Annotated in this window: 18 protein-coding genes and 2 tRNA genes; 7 read left to right on the top strand and 13 right to left on the bottom strand. The window is 41.9% G+C overall.

All coding sequences use genetic code 11. From position 1 onward, the window contains the following. Complete coding sequence (locus JMV76_RS08820) at positions 1-1644, bottom strand: aminotransferase class I/II-fold pyridoxal phosphate-dependent enzyme (RefSeq protein WP_445260951.1); 1644 nt, start codon at positions 1642-1644, stop codon at positions 1-3. A gap of 646 nt (positions 1645-2290) precedes the next feature. On the opposite strand from JMV76_RS08820, the gene msrB reads away from it, so the two are divergent. The 4 genes from msrB (at position 2291) to JMV76_RS08800 (ending at position 3861) form a co-directional block, all read left to right on the top strand. Continuing rightward, the gene (msrB, locus tag JMV76_RS08815; RefSeq protein WP_201502390.1) at positions 2291-2716 is read left to right on the top strand and encodes a peptide-methionine (R)-S-oxide reductase MsrB; all 426 of its coding nucleotides are present in this window, start codon (positions 2291-2293) and stop codon (positions 2714-2716) included. A gap of 151 nt (positions 2717-2867) precedes the next feature. Continuing rightward, positions 2868-3353 (top strand): glutathione peroxidase, encoded by a 486-nt coding sequence (locus JMV76_RS08810; protein ID WP_045451216.1) that lies wholly within the window; start codon positions 2868-2870, stop codon positions 3351-3353. A 304-nt stretch (positions 3354-3657) separates the two neighbouring features. Continuing rightward, positions 3658-3733: transfer RNA gene (locus JMV76_RS08805), tRNA-Val, on the top strand. A gap of 51 nt (positions 3734-3784) precedes the next feature. Then, positions 3785-3861, top strand: a tRNA-Asp gene (locus JMV76_RS08800). A gap of 286 nt (positions 3862-4147) precedes the next feature. Here JMV76_RS08800 and JMV76_RS08795 read toward each other — a convergent pair. Both JMV76_RS08795 and JMV76_RS08790 read right to left on the bottom strand, forming a co-directional pair. After that, positions 4148-5629 (bottom strand): ATP-binding protein, encoded by a 1482-nt coding sequence (locus JMV76_RS08795; RefSeq protein WP_201502389.1) that lies wholly within the window; start codon positions 5627-5629, stop codon positions 4148-4150. Between the two features lies 1 nt (position 5630). After that, on the bottom strand, positions 5631-6398 hold the full coding sequence (locus tag JMV76_RS08790) for a heavy metal response regulator transcription factor (RefSeq protein ID WP_201502388.1): 768 nt from the start codon (positions 6396-6398) through the stop codon (positions 5631-5633). Between the two features lie 257 nt (positions 6399-6655). On the opposite strand from JMV76_RS08790, the gene JMV76_RS08785 reads away from it, so the two are divergent. The 3 genes from JMV76_RS08785 to copM all read left to right on the top strand — a co-directional run bounded on the left by JMV76_RS08785 (position 6656) and on the right by copM (position 8662). Further along, positions 6656-7258 (top strand): DUF411 domain-containing protein, encoded by a 603-nt coding sequence (locus tag JMV76_RS08785; protein WP_201502387.1) that lies wholly within the window; start codon positions 6656-6658, stop codon positions 7256-7258. A gap of 76 nt (positions 7259-7334) precedes the next feature. Next, a complete protein-coding gene (locus JMV76_RS08780; RefSeq protein WP_087815467.1) occupies positions 7335-7802 on the top strand; it encodes a DUF305 domain-containing protein in 468 nt (155 codons plus the stop codon). Positions 7803-7927: 125 nt separating this feature from the next. Then, positions 7928-8662, top strand: a complete 735-nt coding sequence (copM, locus tag JMV76_RS08775; RefSeq protein WP_227690238.1) for a CopM family metallochaperone — start codon at positions 7928-7930, stop codon at positions 8660-8662. A 260-nt stretch (positions 8663-8922) separates the two neighbouring features. Here copM and JMV76_RS08770 read toward each other — a convergent pair whose 3' ends face one another. The 10 genes from JMV76_RS08770 to tssM form a co-directional block, all read right to left on the bottom strand. Then, complete coding sequence (locus tag JMV76_RS08770; RefSeq protein WP_201502386.1) at positions 8923-9636, bottom strand: GAD-like domain-containing protein; 714 nt, start codon at positions 9634-9636, stop codon at positions 8923-8925. Positions 9637-10044: 408 nt separating this feature from the next. After that, entirely contained in the window at positions 10045-11097 is a 1053-nt protein-coding gene (locus JMV76_RS08765; protein WP_201502385.1) for a hypothetical protein, read from the bottom strand. A 46-nt stretch (positions 11098-11143) separates the two neighbouring features. Further along, positions 11144-11590 carry a hypothetical protein gene (locus tag JMV76_RS08760; RefSeq protein ID WP_201502384.1) on the bottom strand — a complete coding sequence of 149 codons (447 nt, stop codon included), beginning with the start codon at positions 11588-11590 and terminating at the stop codon, positions 11144-11146. A 27-nt stretch (positions 11591-11617) separates the two neighbouring features. Further along, positions 11618-12250: a hypothetical protein gene (locus JMV76_RS08755; RefSeq protein ID WP_045451234.1), complete on the bottom strand. Its 633-nt coding sequence runs from the start codon at positions 12248-12250 to the stop codon at positions 11618-11620. Positions 12251-12407: 157 nt separating this feature from the next. Then, positions 12408-12932: a hypothetical protein gene (locus JMV76_RS08750; protein WP_198330575.1), complete on the bottom strand. Its 525-nt coding sequence runs from the start codon at positions 12930-12932 to the stop codon at positions 12408-12410. After that, the gene (locus tag JMV76_RS08745) at positions 12929-13360 is read right to left on the bottom strand and encodes a hypothetical protein (RefSeq protein WP_045451239.1); all 432 of its coding nucleotides are present in this window, start codon (positions 13358-13360) and stop codon (positions 12929-12931) included. The genes JMV76_RS08750 and JMV76_RS08745 overlap by 4 nt, the downstream gene beginning before the upstream one ends. 2 nt (positions 13361-13362) lie before the next feature. Then, a complete protein-coding gene (locus tag JMV76_RS08740; protein ID WP_201502383.1) occupies positions 13363-16218 on the bottom strand; it encodes a DUF2345 domain-containing protein in 2856 nt (951 codons plus the stop codon). A gap of 172 nt (positions 16219-16390) precedes the next feature. Next, entirely contained in the window at positions 16391-17227 is an 837-nt protein-coding gene (locus JMV76_RS08735) for an OmpA family protein (RefSeq protein WP_201502382.1), read from the bottom strand. 110 nt (positions 17228-17337) lie between these two features. Beyond that, the gene (gene tagF / locus JMV76_RS08730) at positions 17338-18318 is read right to left on the bottom strand and encodes a type VI secretion system-associated protein TagF (RefSeq protein ID WP_201502381.1); all 981 of its coding nucleotides are present in this window, start codon (positions 18316-18318) and stop codon (positions 17338-17340) included. After that, positions 18315-22361 (bottom strand): type VI secretion system membrane subunit TssM, encoded by a 4047-nt coding sequence (gene tssM / locus JMV76_RS08725; protein WP_201502380.1) that lies wholly within the window; start codon positions 22359-22361, stop codon positions 18315-18317. The genes tagF and tssM overlap by 4 nt, the downstream gene beginning before the upstream one ends. Positions 22362-22417: the final 56 nt, after the last annotated feature.

Here is a 22417-nt window from a genome sequence, read left to right as displayed (position 1 = left end):
TTATTCGGTACCAAATTGTTTGCGCTTTTTGGCAAAGAAGCGATCTAAGCGGTCCATGGCATCTTCTAAATCATGTAGGTTTGGCAAAAATACCAAGCGGAAATGATCGGGCTTATCCCAGTTAAAGCCTGTTCCTTGCACCATTAAGACATTTTCTTCAACAAGCAAATCCATCATAAATGCCATATCATCTTCGATAGGGTAAACATCAGGGTCCATCTTTGGAAAGCAATAAAACGCGCCTTGTGGCATGGTACAAGAGATACCTTTTATCGCATTAAGCCGTGACACAGCCATTTCACGCTGCTTATATAAGCGCCCACGCTCTGACGTGAGCTCTTTCATGCTTTGATAGCCACCCATCGCGGTTTGAATAGCGTATTGACCTTGGACGTTGGAACACAAGCGCATAGACGCTAACATGTCCAAGCCTTCGATAAAGTCAGTGGCATGGTGTTTTTTGCCAGACACCATCATCCAACCTGCCCGGAATCCCGCGATACGATGCGATTTAGATAATCCATTGTATGAGAGCACCAGCACATCATCAGTCAAGGTGCTCATTGGGGTGTGTACCATATCATCATAAAGAATACGATCATAAATTTCATCGGCCATGATGATTAAATCATGCGCTTTAGCGACCTCAATAATTTGTTTGAGTAATTCATCACTATAAAGTGAACCTGTTGGATTATTAGGGTTAATCACCACGATACCCTTGGTTTTAGAGGTGATTTTAGATTTAATGTCTTCGATATCAGGATGCCAATTGTCGTCTTCATTACAGCGATAATGTACCGCTGTGCCACCAGCTAGGTTCGCCGCTGCCGTCCAAAGCGGGTAGTCTGGCATTGGGATAAGCACTTCGTCACCATCATTCATCAAAGCCTGCATGGTCATTACAATCAGCTCAGAAACTCCGTTGCCCAAATAGACATCACGAACATCAACTGCCGATAGCAACCCCTTTGATTGATAGTACTGTAGGACGGCTTTGCGCGCTGAAAAAATCCCTTGCGAGTCGGAATAACCGGTCGCGTCTGGTAGGTTCATCGCCACATCGCGCAAAATCTCATGCGGGGCTTCTAGACCAAAGGGGGCTGGGTTACCGACATTCAGCTTTAATATACGTTTGCCTTCTGCTTCCATCTTATTGGCTGTTTGTAATAGCGGGCCTCGAATGTCGTAGCAAACATTTTGTAATTTATCCGATTTTTTTATTGTGTTCATAGTGTGACCACTCATAGGGTTATTTTGTGAATTTGTATCTATAGTAGGAGTTGTAGTAGTGTGATTGGCTTGGGAGTCATGTATCTTGTCAGTTTGAGCAGATGACGTATTTTGACTATCCTTATTATGAGAATGAGTGCTTTCACTCACCTCTTTATTATTATCACTGTCGTTTTTTAGTTCACCGCGTAACAGATAGCCTTCGCTGCAGCCTAAAATGTGTGCTAGCGTTGGTAGCTTAGATGACACAATGCCATTGGTGCCACGCTCCCAATTCGAGATAGCCCCGCGACTGACTTTTGCGCCTGCTGCGGTCATGGCTTGCGCTAATTGCTCAGCAGTCAGCCCTTTATCACGACGTAGCTGTACCAGTCTTTCGGCTTGTGTACTTTTATTTTTGTCATCAGCCATAATCATTCAAGCCTTTATTCATTAGTTGGTAATGGAGAGAAGGAAAGCAGGCATTTGTTTTAATTAAGCCTTAATGCAAGATATTATTGCATTGTCAGTATCAATGCAAGCTGTTTTTAAGGAAGATGTATTTATCAATGCAAGAATAACTTGCATTGATAGTATTATAGTTACCTCATTGCTACTCTACTAGGGCGTGTCCTTATTTTAAAAATGGTAATAAAAATGAGATAAATTGTCGTTAAACAAGGAAAGTAGTGCAAATAATATCGAGATATTGCTAAGCTATTTGACGATGTTTGGCAAAATTTAGCCATTTTTAGCTCATTTAGAAGATAATCGATTGAATTGAGGACACGCCCTATATATCAAACTTCTTTCAGAGAATCATTGTCGTGGCTACATCTATATTCATTGATACGTTAAGAAAATTTGCTGTATTTTATTTATCATAGCTTTTTCAATACCTTACACTATCGCTTGTTTATGATAGTTTTCTTGTAATGTATACCTTGAATATTGAGTGGATAAACAATAGATAAGGCCCATCGTTTTTATAAAAATATGGCGATAAAGTGTTAGTTAATAGCAGATAAAAGCTAATGCTAATGGATGAGATAATACATACCCAAATTAAGGATACATTATGCAAGACAATCAACTTAGCCAAGAAGAGATCAGCCAATTAACAGAAGCTGATTGGAAAGAGCGTTTGAGTGCTGATGAATATCACGTGATGCGTGAAAAGGGCACAGAACGCCCATTTACGGGCGTCTATAACGATGCGACTGATGACGGTATTTATCGCTGCAAAGGCTGCGGTGCGAGCTTATTTGACTCAAGCAATAAATTTGATGCCAGCTGTGGTTGGCCAAGTTTTGACCAAGGAGTTGATAACAGCGCTATCGAGGAGCATGTGGATAATTCGCTGGGCATGACGCGGACAGAAGTGACCTGTAGTAACTGCGGCGCACATTTAGGTCATGTCTTCCCTGACGGCCCAAGCGAGACGACGGGGATGCGCTATTGCATCAATTCTGTGTCTATTGATCTAGATAAACCTGACAAGTAATCGGTAGAACAAGTCGCTTAAATTGTTTTAGAATCATGGCAAAGAAGTGCGATATGCTTCTTTGCCAGTTATTAGAACTATGAATGTTATTGAGACATGAGCACGGCTTAAAAAAACCAAAATAATAAATTAATCAATTTAAGGACAAATGATGAGTACTATTTATGATTTTACTGCTGAGCACATGGACGGAACTGTACAAGCCTTTGCTGATTATCAAGGTAAGATGTTATTAATCGTCAATACCGCCAGCAAATGTGGGTTTACGCCGCAATTTGAAGGTTTAGAAGCAATATATCAGCAATATAAAGATCAAGGATTGGTCGTTATTGGTTTCCCTTGTAATCAATTTGGCGGGCAAGATCCAGGCAGTAATGAGGAGATTGGCGCATTTTGTCAAAAGAACTATGGTGTCAGTTTCCCAATGATGGCGAAGGTTGATGTCAATGGCAAAGACGCTCATCCTATTTTTGATTGGCTCAAAGAGCAAAAGGGTGGCGTATTAACAGACGGTATCAAATGGAATTTTACTAAGTTTTTAATTGGTAAAGATGGACAGGTCATTGACCGCTATGCGCCAACCACCAAACCAGAAGCCATAAAAATGGATATCGAACAAGCATTAGCCAGTAAATAGGGTCATGCTTGAAAATTTATTGGTTTTTTATAAAAATATAAATCCAATGAAAACATAGGCTTGTCAGATTAATAAATAAAAACCTATAAAATAGGTTAAAAAAATGAAAATACTGTTTGACAGCCATGTGTAAATCTATATAATACACACCCACAGCAAGGGGACTTAATTAAGTTCAATGTTGTTAGAATTTTTACTGACTTAAAGCGTGACAACTTTAAAGATTAAACTTTCTATAAAATTCCTTTTAAGGAATTTTAACTTGCGAAGCTAAAATTGCAGTGCAATTTTTTAACGCTTCTCAGGGTGATTAGCTCAGTTGGTAGAGCGTCTGCCTTACACGCAGAATGTCGGCGGTTCGAATCCGTCATCACCCACCACTCTTTTTAGCGAGTGTCTCTGTAATAAGAGAAGATGCTAAGACGACCTAAGCAGCGGTAGTTCAGTTGGTTAGAATACCGGCCTGTCACGCCGGGGGTCGCGGGTTCGAGTCCCGTCCGCTGCGCCATATTTAGTAAAAAGCTAAAACAAATTTAAACTCTCGAGTTTAAGCAAGTTTCGCCTCAAACATAATTTTGTTTGGGGTTTTTTTGTGTCTAAAATTCTTCTTGCGGCCTTTATCTATAAAGGTTGGCTTTTTTTCCCTTATCAACTCTTAGGGACTAGTCTATCTTAGATAAAGTATTCTCTATAAGTTTGGTTGCATACATTCTATCTTTTGAAAATCGCTGATCACCTCCTTGCTGACCACCTGCTCGGTGACCAAACGGTGACTATTCTCGATTAAACACGTCCTATGATTCTTTTAATAACTGTACGTTAACTTGAAAGTAATACTCATCCTTAATGGTAATACTGACTTTGCCGTTATGGGCATTGACGATTGCTTGTACGATGGCCAATCCTAGTCCTGTGCCCGAGTGCTGATTATTGGATTTGTCATGACGATAAAAGCGTTCAAACAGTCTATCTGCTTCCGCCTGAGTTAGAGGCGTCTGCAAGCGATTAGTGATGGTGATGTTTAGCGAGGGCTGCTGAGCCGTTTCTCTAAGGGCGTGAGCGTTATGTTTTATGAGGCTAGCAGTCCTAGAAACGGCGGTAATAGTAATGATACTGTCGCTGGCGGCGTAGTAAACCGCATTGGATATCAAGTTGGCAAACAGCCTTTGTAACAAGCTCTCATCCCCTAATACCACATCAAATGCCCCTTTTTTCTCAAAAGAGATACCGCGCTCTTCGGCTATCAGCTCAAAATAATCGATGAGCTTAATTATCAGTGAGTCAGTATCGACAAGATGACGTTGTGAATCGTAAAGACCTTTTTGAGTTTTTGCCAGCAATAGCATATTGTTAATTAGCAGGGATAGTTGCTTGAGCGTGTCGTGTTGATGATGTAGCTGCTCGACATATTCTTGATGGTCTCTAGGTTTACTGAGCATCACTTGAGTTTGGGTACTTAATGTTGCCAGTGGTGTGCGCAGTTCGTGAGCAATGTCATCTGAAGACTGTGATAATGAGGCAAAGTTATGTTCGAGTTTATCCATCATGGCATTATAAGCGTCAGCCAATGGTCGCAGCTCGCTTGGCATTTCAGAGACGATGATTCTATCGTCTAACTGCTCGGCGTTGATACGTGCCATTTTTTGACTGATGGTCGCTAAGGGGGCGAATCCTAAATAGACGCTAAAAGCCGCCACTGATACTAAGATAAAAGTGATCGCAATAAGTATCAGAATAAGATGGCGATTAAACTGGGCAAGGTATTGATGATGCACATCAATCGGTAGCGCGATTAATGCCAAGCGATTAGAGTGCTCAATGACCAGCGCGCGATAATGACGATGATTAAGCTGCAAGTCAAAGGGTTGATCGCGGTGCTGCTGCCATAGTTTTTCGACCAATTGGGAGTCATTGAGTTTATCAATAAAATCCTTTGGCTGACTATTAATGACATGTCCATTATGGTCAGTGATAATTGTTTTGACTTCATAATCTGGTCGAAAGATATCTATCACGGATGATGCTGTATTGGCGAGATGAGCAGGGTCGGCAAGGTTGTTAGAGCGCTGATCATCCGATGTCACCTCTGTCATATACTGTCGTAAATTAAACGCAGCATGAGTCAGGATCTCTGAGTCCATTTGTTCAAAATGATCATTAACCGAACGCTGTATCCATATGTACAAAAAAGCTTGAGATATCAGCACACATACCGTTAATACTAGGGTAGTGCGCCACAGTAATGACAAGCGTCGATGCTCAGATTTATATGCCATGCTATTTCACTTCAATGTGGTTGAGTTTAGAAACCTTATTAGCCTCATTACTCATATCAATTCTAGTTTCATTATTGACTGTAACGGCGCTATTGTCCGCTTCTAGTTTATAGCCCATACCGTGTACGGTATGAATGAGCTTATTTTCAAAGCCATCGTCGATTTTACTGCGTAAGCGTCTTATCGCCACATCAATCACATTGGTATCGCTATCAAAATTCATATCCCATACTTGTGAAGCGATGACAGAGCGGGGCAATACTTCGCCTTGATGCTCAAGTAAAAACTGCAATAGCGCAAATTCTTTGGCCGTCAATTTGATAGAACCCTTATCTCGATGCACGCTACGTTTGGCGATATCCAGTTTTAAATCAGCCATTTGAAGCACTGTGCTGGTGTAATCTGCTTGATTGGCACGGCGTAGTAAGCTTTTGATTCTGACCAACAGCTCAGCGAAGGCAAAAGGCTTGGTAAGATAATCGTCACCGCCAATCTCAAAGCCTTTTATACGGTCACTAAGGTCATCTTTTGCGGTCAAAAATAATACAGGGGTGGTGTTACCAGCAGCGCGATAGTTACTGACCAGCTCAAAACCACTGACATCAGGCAGCATCACATCCATCACCACGACAGTGAAGTCCTCAGTCATCAATGCATGATACCCATCTAAACCTGTGGTTTTATGCTCAACGATAAAACCTGCCTCGCTTAAACCTTTTTTAATGTAGTCGCCAAGCGATAACTCATCTTTGACTAACAATACTTTCATAGCATACTCGCGCCAATTATTTAGGATAAGATCAATATAAAATGTCTCTATTGTTATCAATCATAGAGGAATACTGGTAATAAACCTATGCTCAGTCTAGAAGATGACAAAATTGTCATCTTGGCGTCATCTGACTGTCAGAGTGGCTATGCTAGTTTGGCATCAGTACATCCTAATTTTAATATTCAACACTATGAAATATTCAACACTATGAAATATTCAACACTATGAAATATTCAACACTATGAGAAGCCTCTATGAAGCCTTTTACCGTTAAGTTTGTTCGAGGGTCAGCGGTCTTATTAACCGCTGCCATATTATCAGCATGTGGGCAATCTGACAGCAATGCTTCTAATGCTAGCACCTCTACTGCCAATGCCGCTAACGCCAGCAGTGGTGAGGCAAACGCTATACAGAGTAAGCAAACAGTGACACCATCCAACAACCCAGACCTGCTCAAGAACGTGTCAGCCACTGTCTATAAAGATGCCAATTGTGGCTGTTGTAAAGAATGGATAGGGCACGCAGAAGATAATGGGTTAACGACAACTGCCCATGATGTTGCAGACTTGTCATTATTTAAAGAGCGTTACGGTGTGCCTGCTGAGATGCGTTCTTGCCATACCGCCGTTACCAGTGATGGTTATGTCATCGAAGGTCATGTTCCTGCCAAGTATGTGGCTGAGTTTTTGCAAAATCCACCAAAGCAAGCCATTGGTTTGGCGGTACCGGGTATGCCCGTCGGTAGTCCTGGTATGGAATATCAAGATAAGTTTATGCCATACCAAATTATGCAAATCAACAAAGATGGCACAAACCAAGTATACGCTGAGATTGAGTCCGCAGAGCAGCAGCTATAAGTTAATACTTTAGATAGTTTTTTAAATTTCAGCTACTCATTGTAGTACTGATAGCAGCATTGATGGAGACTGACTGATGAATCATGCAGAGCAAAAACAGATGAACCCTTATGTAAAGTTCACCCTCATGATGCTGACGTCTACCGTGGTGATGTATATCATGATGTACTTCAATACTTATGAGTGGGATCATATTTATTTTAGTGAGACCAGAGCATATATGGCGCTATATATGGGCGCAGGCATGGCAGTGATTATGCTCGCCTTTATGAGCAATATGTACAAGAAAACTAAGGTCAACTTAATGATTTATGGTCTTAGTGTGCTGATGTTTGCCGTGGGTATCTGGGGCGTCAGATCTCAAGCAACCGTCGATCAAGTGGATTGGATGCAGGCTATGATACCGCATCATTCAATTGCGATCTTAACCAGCTCAAGAGCCGATATAGAAGACCCTAGAGTACAGCAACTTGCTGACGACATCATCGAAGCACAACAACGTGAAATTAAAGAGATGAAGGCACTGATCGAAGCATTAGAATAAATAGCCTTAAAACACACTGCTCTTAGTACATAAATTAAATGATTTTTCCAACTGGTGGATCTTAGCTGATTTGCCAGTTTTTATATGAACCATAACTACCAAACGATCGTAATGAAGGATCTACTATGAAAATGATAAGAAATTCACGTCTTGCCATGCTTGCAGTTAGTGTCAGTGCCGTGATGATGCTTGGCGCTTGTCAGCCGACGAATGATGTAACAGAGGCTACTGTCAAAGACGAAGCGGCTCCCGTTAATAATGCTACAACCGACACTAGCGCGATGGATGCTCATGTAGGTCATGATATGTCAGGTGATGCGATGACGGGCATGCATGGAGAGTATAACGACTCTATGACTAAGATGCATGATGAGATGATGGCAGGCATGGCATACAACGATCCCGATGCTGCCTTTGCGCAAGGAATGCTCGGTCATCATATAGGTGCTGTTGATATGGCAGAGATTCAGCTAAAGTATGGTAAGGATGCAGAAATGCGTCAGTTGGCACAAGAGATTATTGACGCTCAGAAAGCTGAAATTGAGCAAATGCAGAACTGGCTTGCCAACCATCCTGATGCTGCTGAGCCAACGTCTGATACTGAAGCCATGCAGACAGCTTATGCTAAAGGTATGGATACGATGCATAGTGAAATGATGACAGGTATCGCTGACCCTAACCCAGATATGGCATTTGCTCGTAGTATGTTGCCGCATCATATTGGCGCAGTAGATATGGCAAAGATACAGCTAAAGTATGGCAAAAATGAAGAAATGCGTCAATTGGCACAACAAGTAATTAACGCGCAGCAGCCTGAAATTGAGCAAATGCAAAACTGGATAGCCAAGCACAATAGTTAAATGATGAGCGCTTAAGAATGGAAGTATTTTAGATAAAAAGCAGTGTCTTATATTTCTTAAGGTACTGCTTCTTCTGCTCTATATTTCTTAATCTTCTCTAAAATTCTGCCATTGCCTGTATCAATATTCGCGTCGCCACCTTTGTCTACCATAAGCCTTAAAAGGTTGAGCCTCTTAGGTACGCCATTAATATGAGTAAGACTTGCTAGGATAATATAACTGTGTTTAAACCACCCGAAGGTGGCTTATGTCATTATGAATCATTTCAAATTATCTAAATCAGGCAAAGTTGAAGTATCTTCAACGCCAAATGCCATTTGTCCCAACTTCTTAAAGTCTATGTATTGGATTTCAATCAAGTCGGGTAAAAGATTGAGATGTACAAAGATATTCATCTTATCTATATTTTTGATAGAAGCATTGTCACTAATCGCAAGGGCAGGGACAAAGCCAAACATTTCATCGTATTCAAGTGCTCCAAACTTTTTCACGCAACGGTCAAATAGTAGTTTACCGTTATTGTCTTCCATATCTGTATATTCAATCTGTTTAAACCCAAAAAACATAGCTAATTCTTGATTAGATTTTCCATACGCTATTTCTTTTGCATTACCTTTCTTTTGGTATATCCAACCTAGAGTAGGAGTGATTTCAAATGTGAATCCTGATTTTTCACCCCAAACGTATAATTCGCCAAAGCCACTTCGAGCGATCACATAATAGTTATCTTGCCTCATAACCTCATCGCCGAGCCATGTAGTCAGATCTTCTTCGTAGTCAGCTGGATTGACTATCCAAAATAAGCCTTTTTTAAAGCGACAAAACCCTAAACGCTCCCAATAGAATAGAAGTCTATTAGGTAATTTATCCTGATAGTAACTTAAGGTAGCTTGATCAACAGGTTTTTGCCAGTCGGGTTGTTCAAATTTTTCTAAAAAGTAATCAAATCCTTCGTCTATAATAAAGTGACTCATTTTTCTATCCTTTAGATGTTTACTTGTACATATTAATCAGTGTCAATGATATTTGTTGGTAGGTGTTGGCTTGCTATTTATTATTACTGTTTAATAATGCCTTATTAATTGCCCTGTGGTCGTTTAATTCTCTATCAAGCCCTAGTTGCATCAAAGTAGCAGGATGATACTGGTAGTTGTCCTGTTTGTTATTGGAGCTCGAGCTTGAGTTGAGAGTCATAAATATAAAAAACCACCCGAAGGTGGCTTAAGTAAAATAATAACAAACTAACCTTTTTGACCGTCAAACTGCCAAATCACTTCGCCCCATTGATTATTAGGATAGTCTGGCATGATGTCGTCTTGCTTAAAGTAAGCTTGGCTGTCTGCTTTGGCTAAAGTGAACCAGTAGCCTGATTTAGGGCAGGGTTATCCGGCTAGACAACGGCCTTTCACTTGGCTGGTGAGTTCGGGTTTATTAGGCTTGGTTTTATTTTCATAATAAGGCGTCATATCTTCACCTGCCTCTTGACGCTCAATAAATTCATCGTAAGTTATTTTGTAGGGGTCAATGGATACAAACTTACTGGTATCGATACCTGTTTTCTCTAAAACGATAGGTAAGGTGTAGTCAGGTTGATCTTGTTGAATTTTTAATCCCATATTGATGGCAGAAGTCTCATTCTCTAATCTCCAAGAGGCTATTTCTGGATGGATTTTTGGATAGGCATCCTGCCATCTGATTCTATCCTCAGAGTCTAAATTGGTTTGAATTTTTTTTAATTCGTCATAGATATCTAAACTAATCAGATAATGACGATTACCAGTAGATGGATCTGTTTGTCTATTTATCCTAATGTCCATATAGATTTCTGTGCCATATATTAATCGCCATAGCTGTAGATCATTAAGTTGCATCCACTCTTTAAAAGTAAGTGGGTAACTGTAATCAAGATATAGTTCTGAACCTTCATCTGTCGTTGCAAATGTAAAACTGTCTTTGGCAGTCAACCTAGGAGCGCTATTTGAATGCGCATACGTCCAACCTTTATCTTGTAGTTCTTTAAAGAAAGACATCATTTTTTGATAAGCATCTGCGTCTGATATACCGTTGTCTGTCTTATCGAAGAAAAAAGCAACTGTAATTTGATTCAACCCTCTCTGCTCGCTAGTTACCTTATCCATAGCTAAAATAGTGACAACTTGGTCAATATTGAAACTACCGTCAGAATAATGGAAAATTACTTTCCCCATGTTGTTTGTTGGAAAGTCATAACCCTGAAAGGTAAATCCCATAGGCTGAGCATCTGCTTCTTGGAAAGCTTTATACTCAGGGTTGGCATCGTATAACTCTTTAGCAGTCATGTTTAATGAAATTTCTAAAGGTTTATCAGGCATAATAACCTCTTTTTCTGCTTGGCAGGCAGTAGCTAAAAAAAGAAAGCTAAAGCAAATCAGAGTAATGAAAATTTGTTTAAACATAATACCAAACATGCCTTAGTTGCTTGAATAATGGGATTTTATAGCCTTACCCTTGTTCACCTTCAAACTGCCAAATAACTTCGCCCCATTGGTTGTTAGGGTAATCAGGCATGATGTCACCTTGCTTAAAGTAGGCACGACTGTTCGCTTTTGCTTGAGTGAACCAGTAGCCTGACTTAGGGCAAGGCTGATTTGCTGGGCAACGCCCTTTGGCTTGACTAGTAATTTCAGGTTTAGTGGTAGGCTGGTTCTCATAATAAGGCGTCATATCTTCACCCGCCTCAGAACGCTGCATAAACTCTTCATAAGTAATTTTATAAGGGTCAATAGAGATAAATTTACTGGTGTCGATACCTGTCTCTTTAAGTACGAGTGGTAGCGTATAATCAGGTTGATTTTGCTGAATCTTCAATCCCATTTTAATGGCTTTAGTCTCGAAAAAAAGTCTAGCTTCAGGTAATCCGCCATAAAGCTTACTATATTCTTTGGTCAAAGATTCATCATAGCTATTAGGAATGATTTATCTTATTAACTCTAACTCATCGAAAATATCTAAGCTAATCAGGTAATGACGGTTGCCTGTTTCAGGGTCACTTTGCCTATTTATTCTAATATTCATAAATACATCTGTACCATGTCGCAGTTGCCATATTTGCAAATCACTGAGCTGCATCCATTGCTCAAAGTTCAAAGGGTAGGTGTAATCAAGATTAAAGTCACTTCCACCTTCTTTTGTGGCAAATGTAAAGCTGTCTTTAGGGCTTAAACGAGGTTCACTTAAACTTTTAGCATAAGTCCAACCTTTATCTTGTAGTTCTTTAAAGAAAGACATCATTTTCTGATAGGCATCTTCGTCTGATATACCGCTTACTTTATGGTTGAATAAAAAGCCAAGATTGACTTTCGAGAGTTTGTAATTTGCTTGTTTGTTATCGTCGTAAGCCAAGACTGACATAACACCGTCAATACTTAACTCACCATTAGGATATTTAATAATGACAGTAGGTTCTTTATATCTTGGAAAATCATAACCTTGAAAAGTAACCCCCATAGGCTGAGCGTCTGCTTCTTGGAAAGCTTTATACTCAGGGTTAGCACCGTATAAATCTTTAGCAGTCATGTTTAATGAAATTTCTAAAGATTTATCAGGCATATTAACCTTTGTTTTAGCTTGGCAAGAAGTAGCTATCAATATGATAAAAAAAGAAGTAATGAACCTTAATCGCTTCAACATATCTATCTACTCATTCAGATCAAACATCAAAGTGCACTGCTTCTTACTTATTGCTATTCTAATTTCTATCATTAAGTCAATCGATTTTTTGGCTGTTATAAGATTTTAAAGCATCATATGTTTTAACCGCATCAAAGCTTGTGTTTAAATAACCGATTGACTTTAGTTGTAACATTTCTTCTGATGTTAAATTTGAAATATTATTTACTTTGTCTATTATATGACTGCTGACTATTTCTTCAGAAATTAAACGTGCTCTCTTTCGTACTGCGGAGCTTTTTGCCTTATCTGTTGATAAAGCTACAAAATATTCAAGTGGAGCTGCACCATTTTTAAGCATACATATCTTATAGTTGATATCTGAACGATATAATATGTAATCTTTAACTTTTTTTATGTCAATTTTACTTATCTTCTTTAAAGTACTTTCATCAGGTAAAGTTCTGTTTTTTTCTTCAGCAGTGCATAGATCTATAGTGTTCTCGTACTGTTCTATTGCTGATTCTAGAGTAAGTTTATCTTCTAATTGTGTCTCTGTTTTAGCACAAGCCGGTACTGAAAATATGATTAATATTAATGAAAAGAATATAGTTTTTTTCATGGTATACATCCATCGTAAATAGATCTAAAGAATTTAATTTCATCGTTACTTGCTCCATCACTTTGAAGGTCAATGACAGCCATACCTGCTATGTCTTCAACTTTTCGTCGAGTTATCTTACTCACGTCTCTCATACCTTCTGCAAGCATTATCCAGTCTGTTGATTTTACTGCAACTTCTGCATTTAAAGTTGTTCCGCCTATAAAGACAGTAGCTACTCCTCCTATACCTAAAAATCTTGTTAGCCAGCTACCAAGTTTAAGACGAGAGTTAATATCATCTAAATATTCAGATCCCTTTGCACTGAGCACTAAATTCTCAAATACAGGACAAGATTTTAAATTTTTGTTCCCCTTTGTAATCTTCACCTGTTTAGTTTTACCATCTAAAGTAGTTTTATCTGTAGAATATTGAGGCGGTTTTTGCATAACTAATAATCTCCATTCGTTGATAGATAGAGGTGAACATTAAAGTTTTCTTCAAGTGATGATACAAGGTTTTCAGTTTCACCCTCAGCATTAGTGATTCCAAAATAAATTAACTCTTTTACCTCAGATATTGCACGATAATGAACATGACTATAGGGGTTACCATCATCATCAGTAAACTTAAATTTAGTTTTATAAAGCTTAATAGATCCCCAAGGGTCTTCATTTCTTAGATGTACTTTAATCTTATTGGAGTCAGAACTATAAAAAGTCTCAGTATTTCCCTCAGCATCAGTTACACCCTCGAATGTTTCTTTTGTATTCTCATTAATAGCAATATATGGTGTATTGGTGTAGGCGATATCATCATCGTCAGCGAACTTAAATTGCGCTTTAAACATCGCACCAGCTATCAAACTCGGCAACCCCGCCAAACCCATCCCATCCCTTCCACCCCCAGCCTTACTATGCTTACCAGCCTTCTCCGTAAACTGCTTTGCGGCTATCGTAATATTTGCGCCATCCAAAGTGATACTTGCACCACCAGCGGTAAGTGTAATTTTATTCGTCGCTACTATCTCAACCTCTTTGGTCGAGGAGGCTATATTGACATCTTGCTTAGCCGTGGCTTCAAGCTTACCCGTATGGGCGGAGAGGGTGATATTCTCTTTGGCATTGGTCATGCTAAATTGACCATCGGCTATGATATTTAGAGACTCGCTACTGACTTGGTTATGACTCTCCCCACTACTGATCATCATATCTTGCTGCGTAGTACTAATCATCTCACCCATACTTCTGTGAATCAGCGTATCGTCACTGACATAAGCACTGTCTGCTGCGCTATCGATTAACGCGAATGGCATTGTTTGATGGGTTTTGGTTTGCTGTTCCTCTGCGATAGTCTCAAGCTGCGTCTTAATCGCTTTGTGGTCATTGACATGACGTCCAAGCCCTGTTGCCAATTGTGTTAAACGTTCGGCTAAGTGCTGACCACCTAATGCAGTTTGGGTCAGGGTCGGGGTGTGCTGCTGGTAGTTATGCTGTCTAGATTGCGTATGAGTTTGCGGTTGAGTGGAAAGGACGAGAGCTTCGCCTGATTTTATATTGATTTGAGCGTTAGTAGCCGCATCGATGCCTTGACGTTTGGCTGTGTCTGATGGATTGATGACCCCCATCTTTAGACTGGCAGATATCCCGGCACTGTCTACTTTTAGCTGCGAGTACGCTTGTTCTGTACGGTGATCAGTAATCCATTCTGATAAACCGTTGCCTGTGTTGCGATAACCGCTTTCAATCGCTTGTTCATTGTCCGTGGCAAATAGGCTAGGGCGAGTCGATGACAATAAACTGCCAGTGTTAATTAGATGCTCGCTATCGCCGATAGATTGCATGAGGGTTTGGTCATCCGCTCTATGGGTGAAGTGTGTGCCGTAGTTCGCGCCAGCCTGAGCCTCAAGGCGACTGATAGGCTGGGCAGGGCTATCCAGTAAATAGCTGCGCGTGGGCGTCATATGGTTACGGCTATCCATCTCATTTTGCATTTCGGTGATACCCGTCATCGGCGGTAGAGCGCGTCTGCTATATAAAGGACCGATCCATGGGGTATCAGCGGTAATGAGGCGCAGTTGAGTTAAATGAATGCCAGATGCTAATGTCGACGCATGACGCTGTTGGTGGCGTGAGCTTTGGGTCAGCCCTGTGACATGCGCCAGACTATTGCGTGCCAAATGAATGATATGAGTAGCACGGTAGTGTTGATTGAGCGCACTGTGATCGACAAGCATAAAAGTATCGGCAACACTCAAATCGGTAGCATGGGCTAGGGCATGATAGGCGCTATATTGACTTTGATGACTGTTTGCCACGATGGTTGCTTCGTCTATGGTTTCAGTATTGGTTACTGGCGCAAAAGCAGCTGGCGTGTCTAATGTGAGAGTGTGGTTATTTGAATGGCTTATGTTATTAGGGTTACGGCTCATCGTAACGTCAGCGGACTGCGTTGGGTGTGCAACACTGCTGCTATTAAAGCGCTGCATCGTTACTGAATTTGGCTGGGTGATGACCTGCTCACTCAATGCCAATACTGGTGCATGGACACGGTCATGTAACACTTGCTGGTAACGCAGCGCGCCAATATTTAGGCTGATTCCATCGCTATTACTTGGACTATGCGATGTAATAACGAGCTTTGGTGGACTGTGCTCGTCCGTTTGCTCATGGCGCAGATAGGCGGTCAGCCCTTGACGCGCGAGCCGCTCGCAAATATGTGTCCAGTCGCTTATTTGCCACTGGGTCATGCGTGCTGGTGACCAGTTAGCATCTTCACCATTGTTGCTGTCATCGATGATTTCTATATCCAGCGTAGCCGTGCGCTCTGCTACTATCGCTTGTACGGTCAAATGAGTATCAATGTGACCGCGTATATGCTGATGCAGACGATAAGTGATGGGCTGGGCGAGCAGGCGATAATAGCCGTAGCTGCCATCATGATCTAGCTGATGCACAGCCGTTATATACAGATGACGAAAGCTTAGGCCACTTGGAATATCAAAGCTCAAGGTCAGAGGGCTACCGATGAGATTGGTTAATGGCGTAAAGGGAGGGTGATGCCGCTCATGGATATAAACATGTAACACATAAGTGTCGATACCATGCTGCTGGTATTGGCAATTACCATTGGGGTTTAGTTGAGCAATGATATCGGCTTCATCAGCGCTATGCATGAGCTTATATTGCCACGCACGATGAGCCTTAATGTCTTGGCGAGCGCTCGGATAGGGCGCTTGAGTGCTGCCTTCACTGGCATAGATCCGATCAGGGTGCATAGGCAGCACGGTATTGGTCAAGCGTAGCATAGTTATGTCCCTATTTTTTTAGCAGTGGCTCTCTTTTAGCATTGGTGTTTTTTGTAGCATCGATATCTCTAGTAGCAATGACAGTATGTTTTTCAGCATTATCAAACCAGCTATCAGCACTTAACCGTCATTGCTTAGTTGCCGTTATCGTCATACGTTCTACATAGCGATGTTATTCATTAAGGGTAAATTCGATACGGCGATTGCGAGTGCGACCTTCTTCGTTGTCGTTACTAGCGATAGGATCTGAGTCCCCTTTGCCAGTAGTACTGAGACGAGTCGCATTGATATTTCGACCGATCAAGTATTGTTTGACGGCTTCTGCACGCTTATTTGATAGGGCAAGATTGGCAGTAGAATTGCCGACATTGTCGGTATGACCGGTGATAAGAACAGGCTTATCACCGACCCGCTGTAACACCCCTGCCATATCGTCTAAGATACCAAGGCCCATCGGCGTTAGATTGGTGCTACCAGACTCGAACTCGACGATACGGTTGCCTAAAGTCTCGTCTATGAGGCGTTGTTCACCTTCTACCACGACCAGCTGATTTTCTAATTGATAGAGATCAGTTAGGCGCGAGTGAATACGGTTTTGAATGGCTTGCTTTTGTTCAAGGCTGCTTACCTTGCCATGTAAGCTAATGGTCGTACCATGAATGTCAATACGCCCTTGACGAATGTTAGAGATGTCGCTATCAATGATAGTCGTGGCTATCTGTTGCCAGTTGGTCGGTATACTGATGTTCAAACGTACTTCGATTTCATCTCTGACAGGTTTATCAGGATACTGTGCTTTTAGCTTGTCAAGCAATTGCTGTTTGTCTGAACTGGTAGCGACCACACCTTTGATGACCACTGGCACATTTTGTGAGTTATTTGTCACATGAGCGTCGTTATGTTCTGCAAATACAACGGCGCTCATAGGAAGGGTGATAGCGGCGGCTAATAGCAGGTTTTTCGTGTGATTTGTTCGCTTGGATTTTGTTATTCTAGAGAGGACTTTCATTCAAGTACCTTTTTAATCTGTCTATTGTTGAGCAGTGACTAATTGCAGGGGTATGATGCATGGCGGCTACTATTAGCTGTTACGAATCAGCAATTATCGTGAGCCACTATCTATTGTGCTAAAAAAGTTTTTTTAAACAATTGCCTAGTATCATACAGATATAAATTGTCTTGTAACAATACTTTATTGAAACGGGTCAATCCAATGTCTTCATCGATATAGCCTTGAGTCCAGTCGCTATGAGCGATGACCACCCAATCTTCAGGATAAGTTTGTTCACTTTCTGATATTTGCTTGAGTATACGTCCATCGGGTTTAGTAAAACTCATGAGCAAGCGATAGCAATTAGCGACACGATATAAGTAGGTATTCAAGTAGAGCTGGTGTGGCTGATAAAAACCATTGATGAGATCGTGCCAAAAAGTGGCCATGTGTATCGAGTTTTCTCTATCAGAGGTAAGTGACCAGCAGATGGCTTTATTCAAGCCATAAAAACCCTTAGTAAAGGTCGGTAAAAATAACAGGCCAGTGGCAATGATTTGCTGTATCAGCTGCGTTTTATCAATGTTCATTAAGATCGCGATATCATGCAACGTAGTGGTATTGATAAAATCATAGTAGTAAGTACTGGCATTGTTATCGATGCTGAGTTGGCTATGATTGAGGTGCTCCATAAGATCGCTATTGTCAGTTTTGGATTTTGCCATACTCAAAACTTCATAAGTGTCATTCCAAAGCGCTGATGACTTGACGGGCAGATAGTTCATCCAGTTTTTCGGTTTATCGAGATGAAGCACGCCAAAACCTATCAATGGGTAATTTCTATAGCTACTATCGTGACTAGGGATCAAAACACCGGTGATAATCTCGTTAGCTCTAGTGTCGATATGACTGAAATTTAAAAAGGCAAAGTTATGATTGCTGACATTGTTTATCGGAATTCCGCTAAATACACTTTCCGACATGGCTAGCGCTTCGCTGACCCATTCATCAATGGCATTGGTCTCAGAGATATGAGCGCGCGCCCGTACAAAGTCCCCGCGAGCAGGCAATTTTCCAAAATATACTAAAGGCAAGGAGTCTGGAGTCATGGCGTTTGCTCCTGCTGTTCAGTCACGGCTGAACGATCATCAGTAGCCGTCATGGTATCAGTAGGCGGCTGTACTGGTGGACTATTTTCACTATCGGTATTAGGGACTACAGTAGATACGCGGGCAGGCGGCGTGACATTGCTTGTATTTTGCTCACCAGTCGGTACTGGCTGATTGGTGCCAGAACCCGCATTAGGAGTATCGCCATCAACAGCATTATCATCAGAAATTGGCCTTGCTGTACGTGTGACACCAAGGGCAATAATCTCCTCTGGTAGTTTCATGCCAGTAAAGGGATTGGTAGAGCGACCTTGACCGGTAGTGGTACTACTGCCGCTGCCGCTGATGATTCTAAAGCGTACAGAGATAGTGATACCGTCACCAGACCATGCCATCTCAAAGATATCATTGCCAAGTTCAGTACGGCGTGCACTGTTAATGAGCCTTTCTACCCCAAAGCTGCCTGCTTCTTCAAAGACAGTAAAGTCTCTGCCATCATAGTCCTTGGCTCGAATACTGGCACCAGGTTGGCTACTTGGATTTGGCCATACAAACGTTGTCCACGCTTGAGTACCCATGCGATAACGCAACTGTTGACCATCGACTACAATGGTATATTCAGTCAAACCGCTGACGGGTAATGGCATAATTTGAAAAGTGGTTTGATTGGCAGCGCCACCAGTATTATTCGCACCAGCAGCGCCTGTGCTATTGCTGCCCATATAATTGGTAAAGTAACGGCCAAAATCAGCGACAAACTGCGGGTTGAGACCCAGACCTGCACCATTCCAGATTTTACTGGAGATTTGATCGCCGCGGCGAATGATAAAGGGCGATAACGTTTCGTTGACGAATCGCGCCACATAGCCATCTTCGCCGAAGAATTGACCGATCTCTGCAGGCGTCGCTTCTAAGTTTGCATTGGCCGTAAAGGGGTACTTATTGCCTAGGTTATCGAGGAAAGGCTTATAGACCTGCGCTTTCCAAACTTTATTAATCTCTGCTTTAGTGGGCGTCAGCAGCATGTTAAATGAACGAGTCAGTGGCTCACTCAACAACGGACGAACCAGTTGTTTTATTTCAGAGTTGGCTTGACTCAGGATCTGCTCATCTAATATCTGTAGAGATTTGGTTAACTCTGAGCCTTCGGGGCTGAGAGTTTGTGAGGCAAACAACAAAGCATCAGGGCCGATGTCGTCACTCCGAGCGATATTGTTAAAACGGGTTCGGATATCGCCTAAGCTGACTAAATAGCTGTCTAATAATGACAGATCCTGATTTTCTTCTCTTGGCGTTACTAGCGCATGTATAGAGGAGAATTCTTGCGCAATCACACCTGAGCTTGCTTGTGCTACAGGCGCGGCGTTACTAGAGCTACCACCATTATTCATCGCTGCTTCTGCTTGCCGCAGCTCAGCAGGGCTTTGACGCAGGATGATTTGCTTAAACCAATTGACAAATGAGCGACGAGATTCGCCACCATTGCCAGCTGCTTGATTGGCTGCTTTATTGTCCCATTGAGTTTGGCGATCTACTGTCTCAAACAGAGTTTTTAACGGTGACTCTGTGGCATTGGACAGCTGATTTAATAAGACCGCATGATCATCGAAACCTGTGCTATCCCGAACATACACTTGCGATAAAAAACGTTTCCATTCACTGATATATTCTTGCTTATAGCGATTGACCAGATATTGTCGTATCTGTTCAGGGCTACCCGTCAAGGTAAGGTCATCTTGGCTGCTGGTGGCCAACACCCAATCATCGGCGACCACTCTTGTGGTGGCAGCTTTATCAATCTCATCACTGACGAAAGCCTCCCATGCCTCTTTAGTAAAAGTGCCTGAAATGACATAGCTACCAAGCAGTGCTTCATTAGCATTGTTTTGCGTAATCTGCGCAACCGTGACCGATGGGAAGCGGGCAGATGCGCGCATTTTAATCTCAGAGTAAACACGCTCACGAGCAGGTTGGCCTTTGCTAACCTTGGATAAATTGCTACGGGTTTTGTCTATCAGCCCTAAGTCATTTTGGATCAATGGAAAGGCGGGGTCGTCGACATGAGCCAAGGTAAAACTCAAGATACGCTCAGCTTGGCGAATCATCTTGTCACGCGGCATGTCAGCGCGATTGGCTTCGAGCCAGTTGCGCCAAAAACGGGTCATCTGATCACTCAAATGACTGGCCTCTAAATTGTCATGATTGCCAAGCATGAGATAAGCTTTGAGCGCGTTATAAGCATCTTCAACGTCTGTGGGGTCTGACTGGATATAAGCATCATTAACGGCAGCATCAGAGGTGTCATCAGTGCTTGAGTCTTCTGTACGGACTTCTAATTGATCGGCATTGGTATTTACTTCGGTCAAAAACGTTTCGATATTTTGTTTGGTTGGCGCTAAGACGATGATGCTGATGCCGTTATAATATTCTGCTAGCAATTTTTGCTTAAGCTTATCGCCTTGATAGAGGCCAAAACTCAAAGACAGCGGCTTGTCGTCTTCATAGCCTTCAAGCTGCTCGATTCGACTTTGTAGAATATTGAGCGACTCAAGCTGAGATTGTAAATCACCGTTAGAATTTTTTTGTAGCGCTGCGACTTGCTGTAAGTCAGCCACGACACGCTCAGTGAGCTGTTTATTATTGGCATAAGACCATGTCCACAGACCGACAGCCGCACACAAAGTCACGACAGCAGCTAGCGTCGCAAGCGCACGATGACTACGCTTGTGTCGGTTTTTATGCTGCTTGACCAAATGCTTGTCTTTTAAAATGACTTTAGAAAATAGATCTTGTAAAAAATAGGGCTTGTCTGCGGCTTCTTGCTGCGCATTGAGCGGTATCGCAGGTGGGTGCAAATCGTAATTTTGTACCATTTGCAACGTCATTTGGCTGCTAACTTGCCCGTCCTGCAAGGCGCTGGTAAAGTAAAAGCCACGCAATACGGGCTTAAATTGGAAAGGGTTGTCCTCAAACAAAGCATGCATCAGCGTCCGTATCATGGGACGTAATGACTGAAATTCCATTGGGAAAGTCATTAGACTGGGAGATACCGTGCGCTGATGACGTAAGGATAGCTTAGTGGTGCTCAAATCTTTTAAACCATTGACCAATACGCCAAAATGTTCTTCGAATACGTCAGTAATATTGATGTTTTCTGGGTCTTCAGGGTAGGGAATGGTCGCGCCCCATACTTGGCTGCGCTCTTCTTGCTCATAGTCATTAAAGAAGTCACGGAAGCCTGAAATCAAATCCATTTTAGTAAAGACCACATAGACAGGCGCATAAACTTCTAACTGTTCAGTTAAGTCTTGCACACGGCTGCGCAGATTCTTGGCCAAATCCAAGGCATAGTTTGGGTCATTTTTGGTGGGTTCGGCGATACTGACCGCGATGATGATGCCATTGATCGGTGCTTTAGGTCGATTCTTTTTGAGTAGGCTTAAAAATGACAACCATTCTGAGCGATCTTCTTCATAAACGGAGTAACGTCCTGCGGTGTCGAGCAAAATACCTTCAGTCGAAAAAAACCAATCGCAGTTACGTGTACCGCCGACGCCTTTAACGGATAGCTTGTTACCTTGTTCCATAAAGGGAAATTTTAAGCCAGAGTGTAGCACTGCAGAGCTTTTGCCTGCCGCGGGATTACCAATGACCATATACCACGGCAGCTCATATAACGCCGCTTTGCCTGTTTGATCGCCTATCTTTGATTTGCGAATGGTTTTAATGGCATCTTGCATTTGCTGACGTAGCGCTTGCACTTCTTGAGCGTTTTCATCTTTGGCCACATGAGGGCTATCGTCACCTTGGCTCTCGTTGCCATTATCCTCCACTAAGTTTGCCAGCTCATCTGAGGCAAGCTTACGTTTTTTCCACAGGTAATAGCCAAGCGCCCCCAGCACCGTACATGTGATTAGGACGCCAATGATTATGACAAAGGTTTTAATAGTCACATAATCATAAAGTAAGACTAGGGCGACTATGAGCCCCAGCGCCAATAATACTCTTGGGTTATAGATAAGATGAAAAAACCTTGAAAACATGCGTGCTACCTAGTGTGAACTTAAGATAATAAAACGAGTATTTACCACGACAAAGC

Origin of the sequence: Psychrobacter cibarius, assembly GCF_904845955.1 — a bacterium.
Classification (GTDB): Bacteria; Pseudomonadota; Gammaproteobacteria; order Pseudomonadales; family Moraxellaceae; genus Psychrobacter; species Psychrobacter cibarius_B.
Note: the sequence above shows the minus strand (reverse complement) of the source record. Positions and strands in the feature narration are given on the sequence as shown.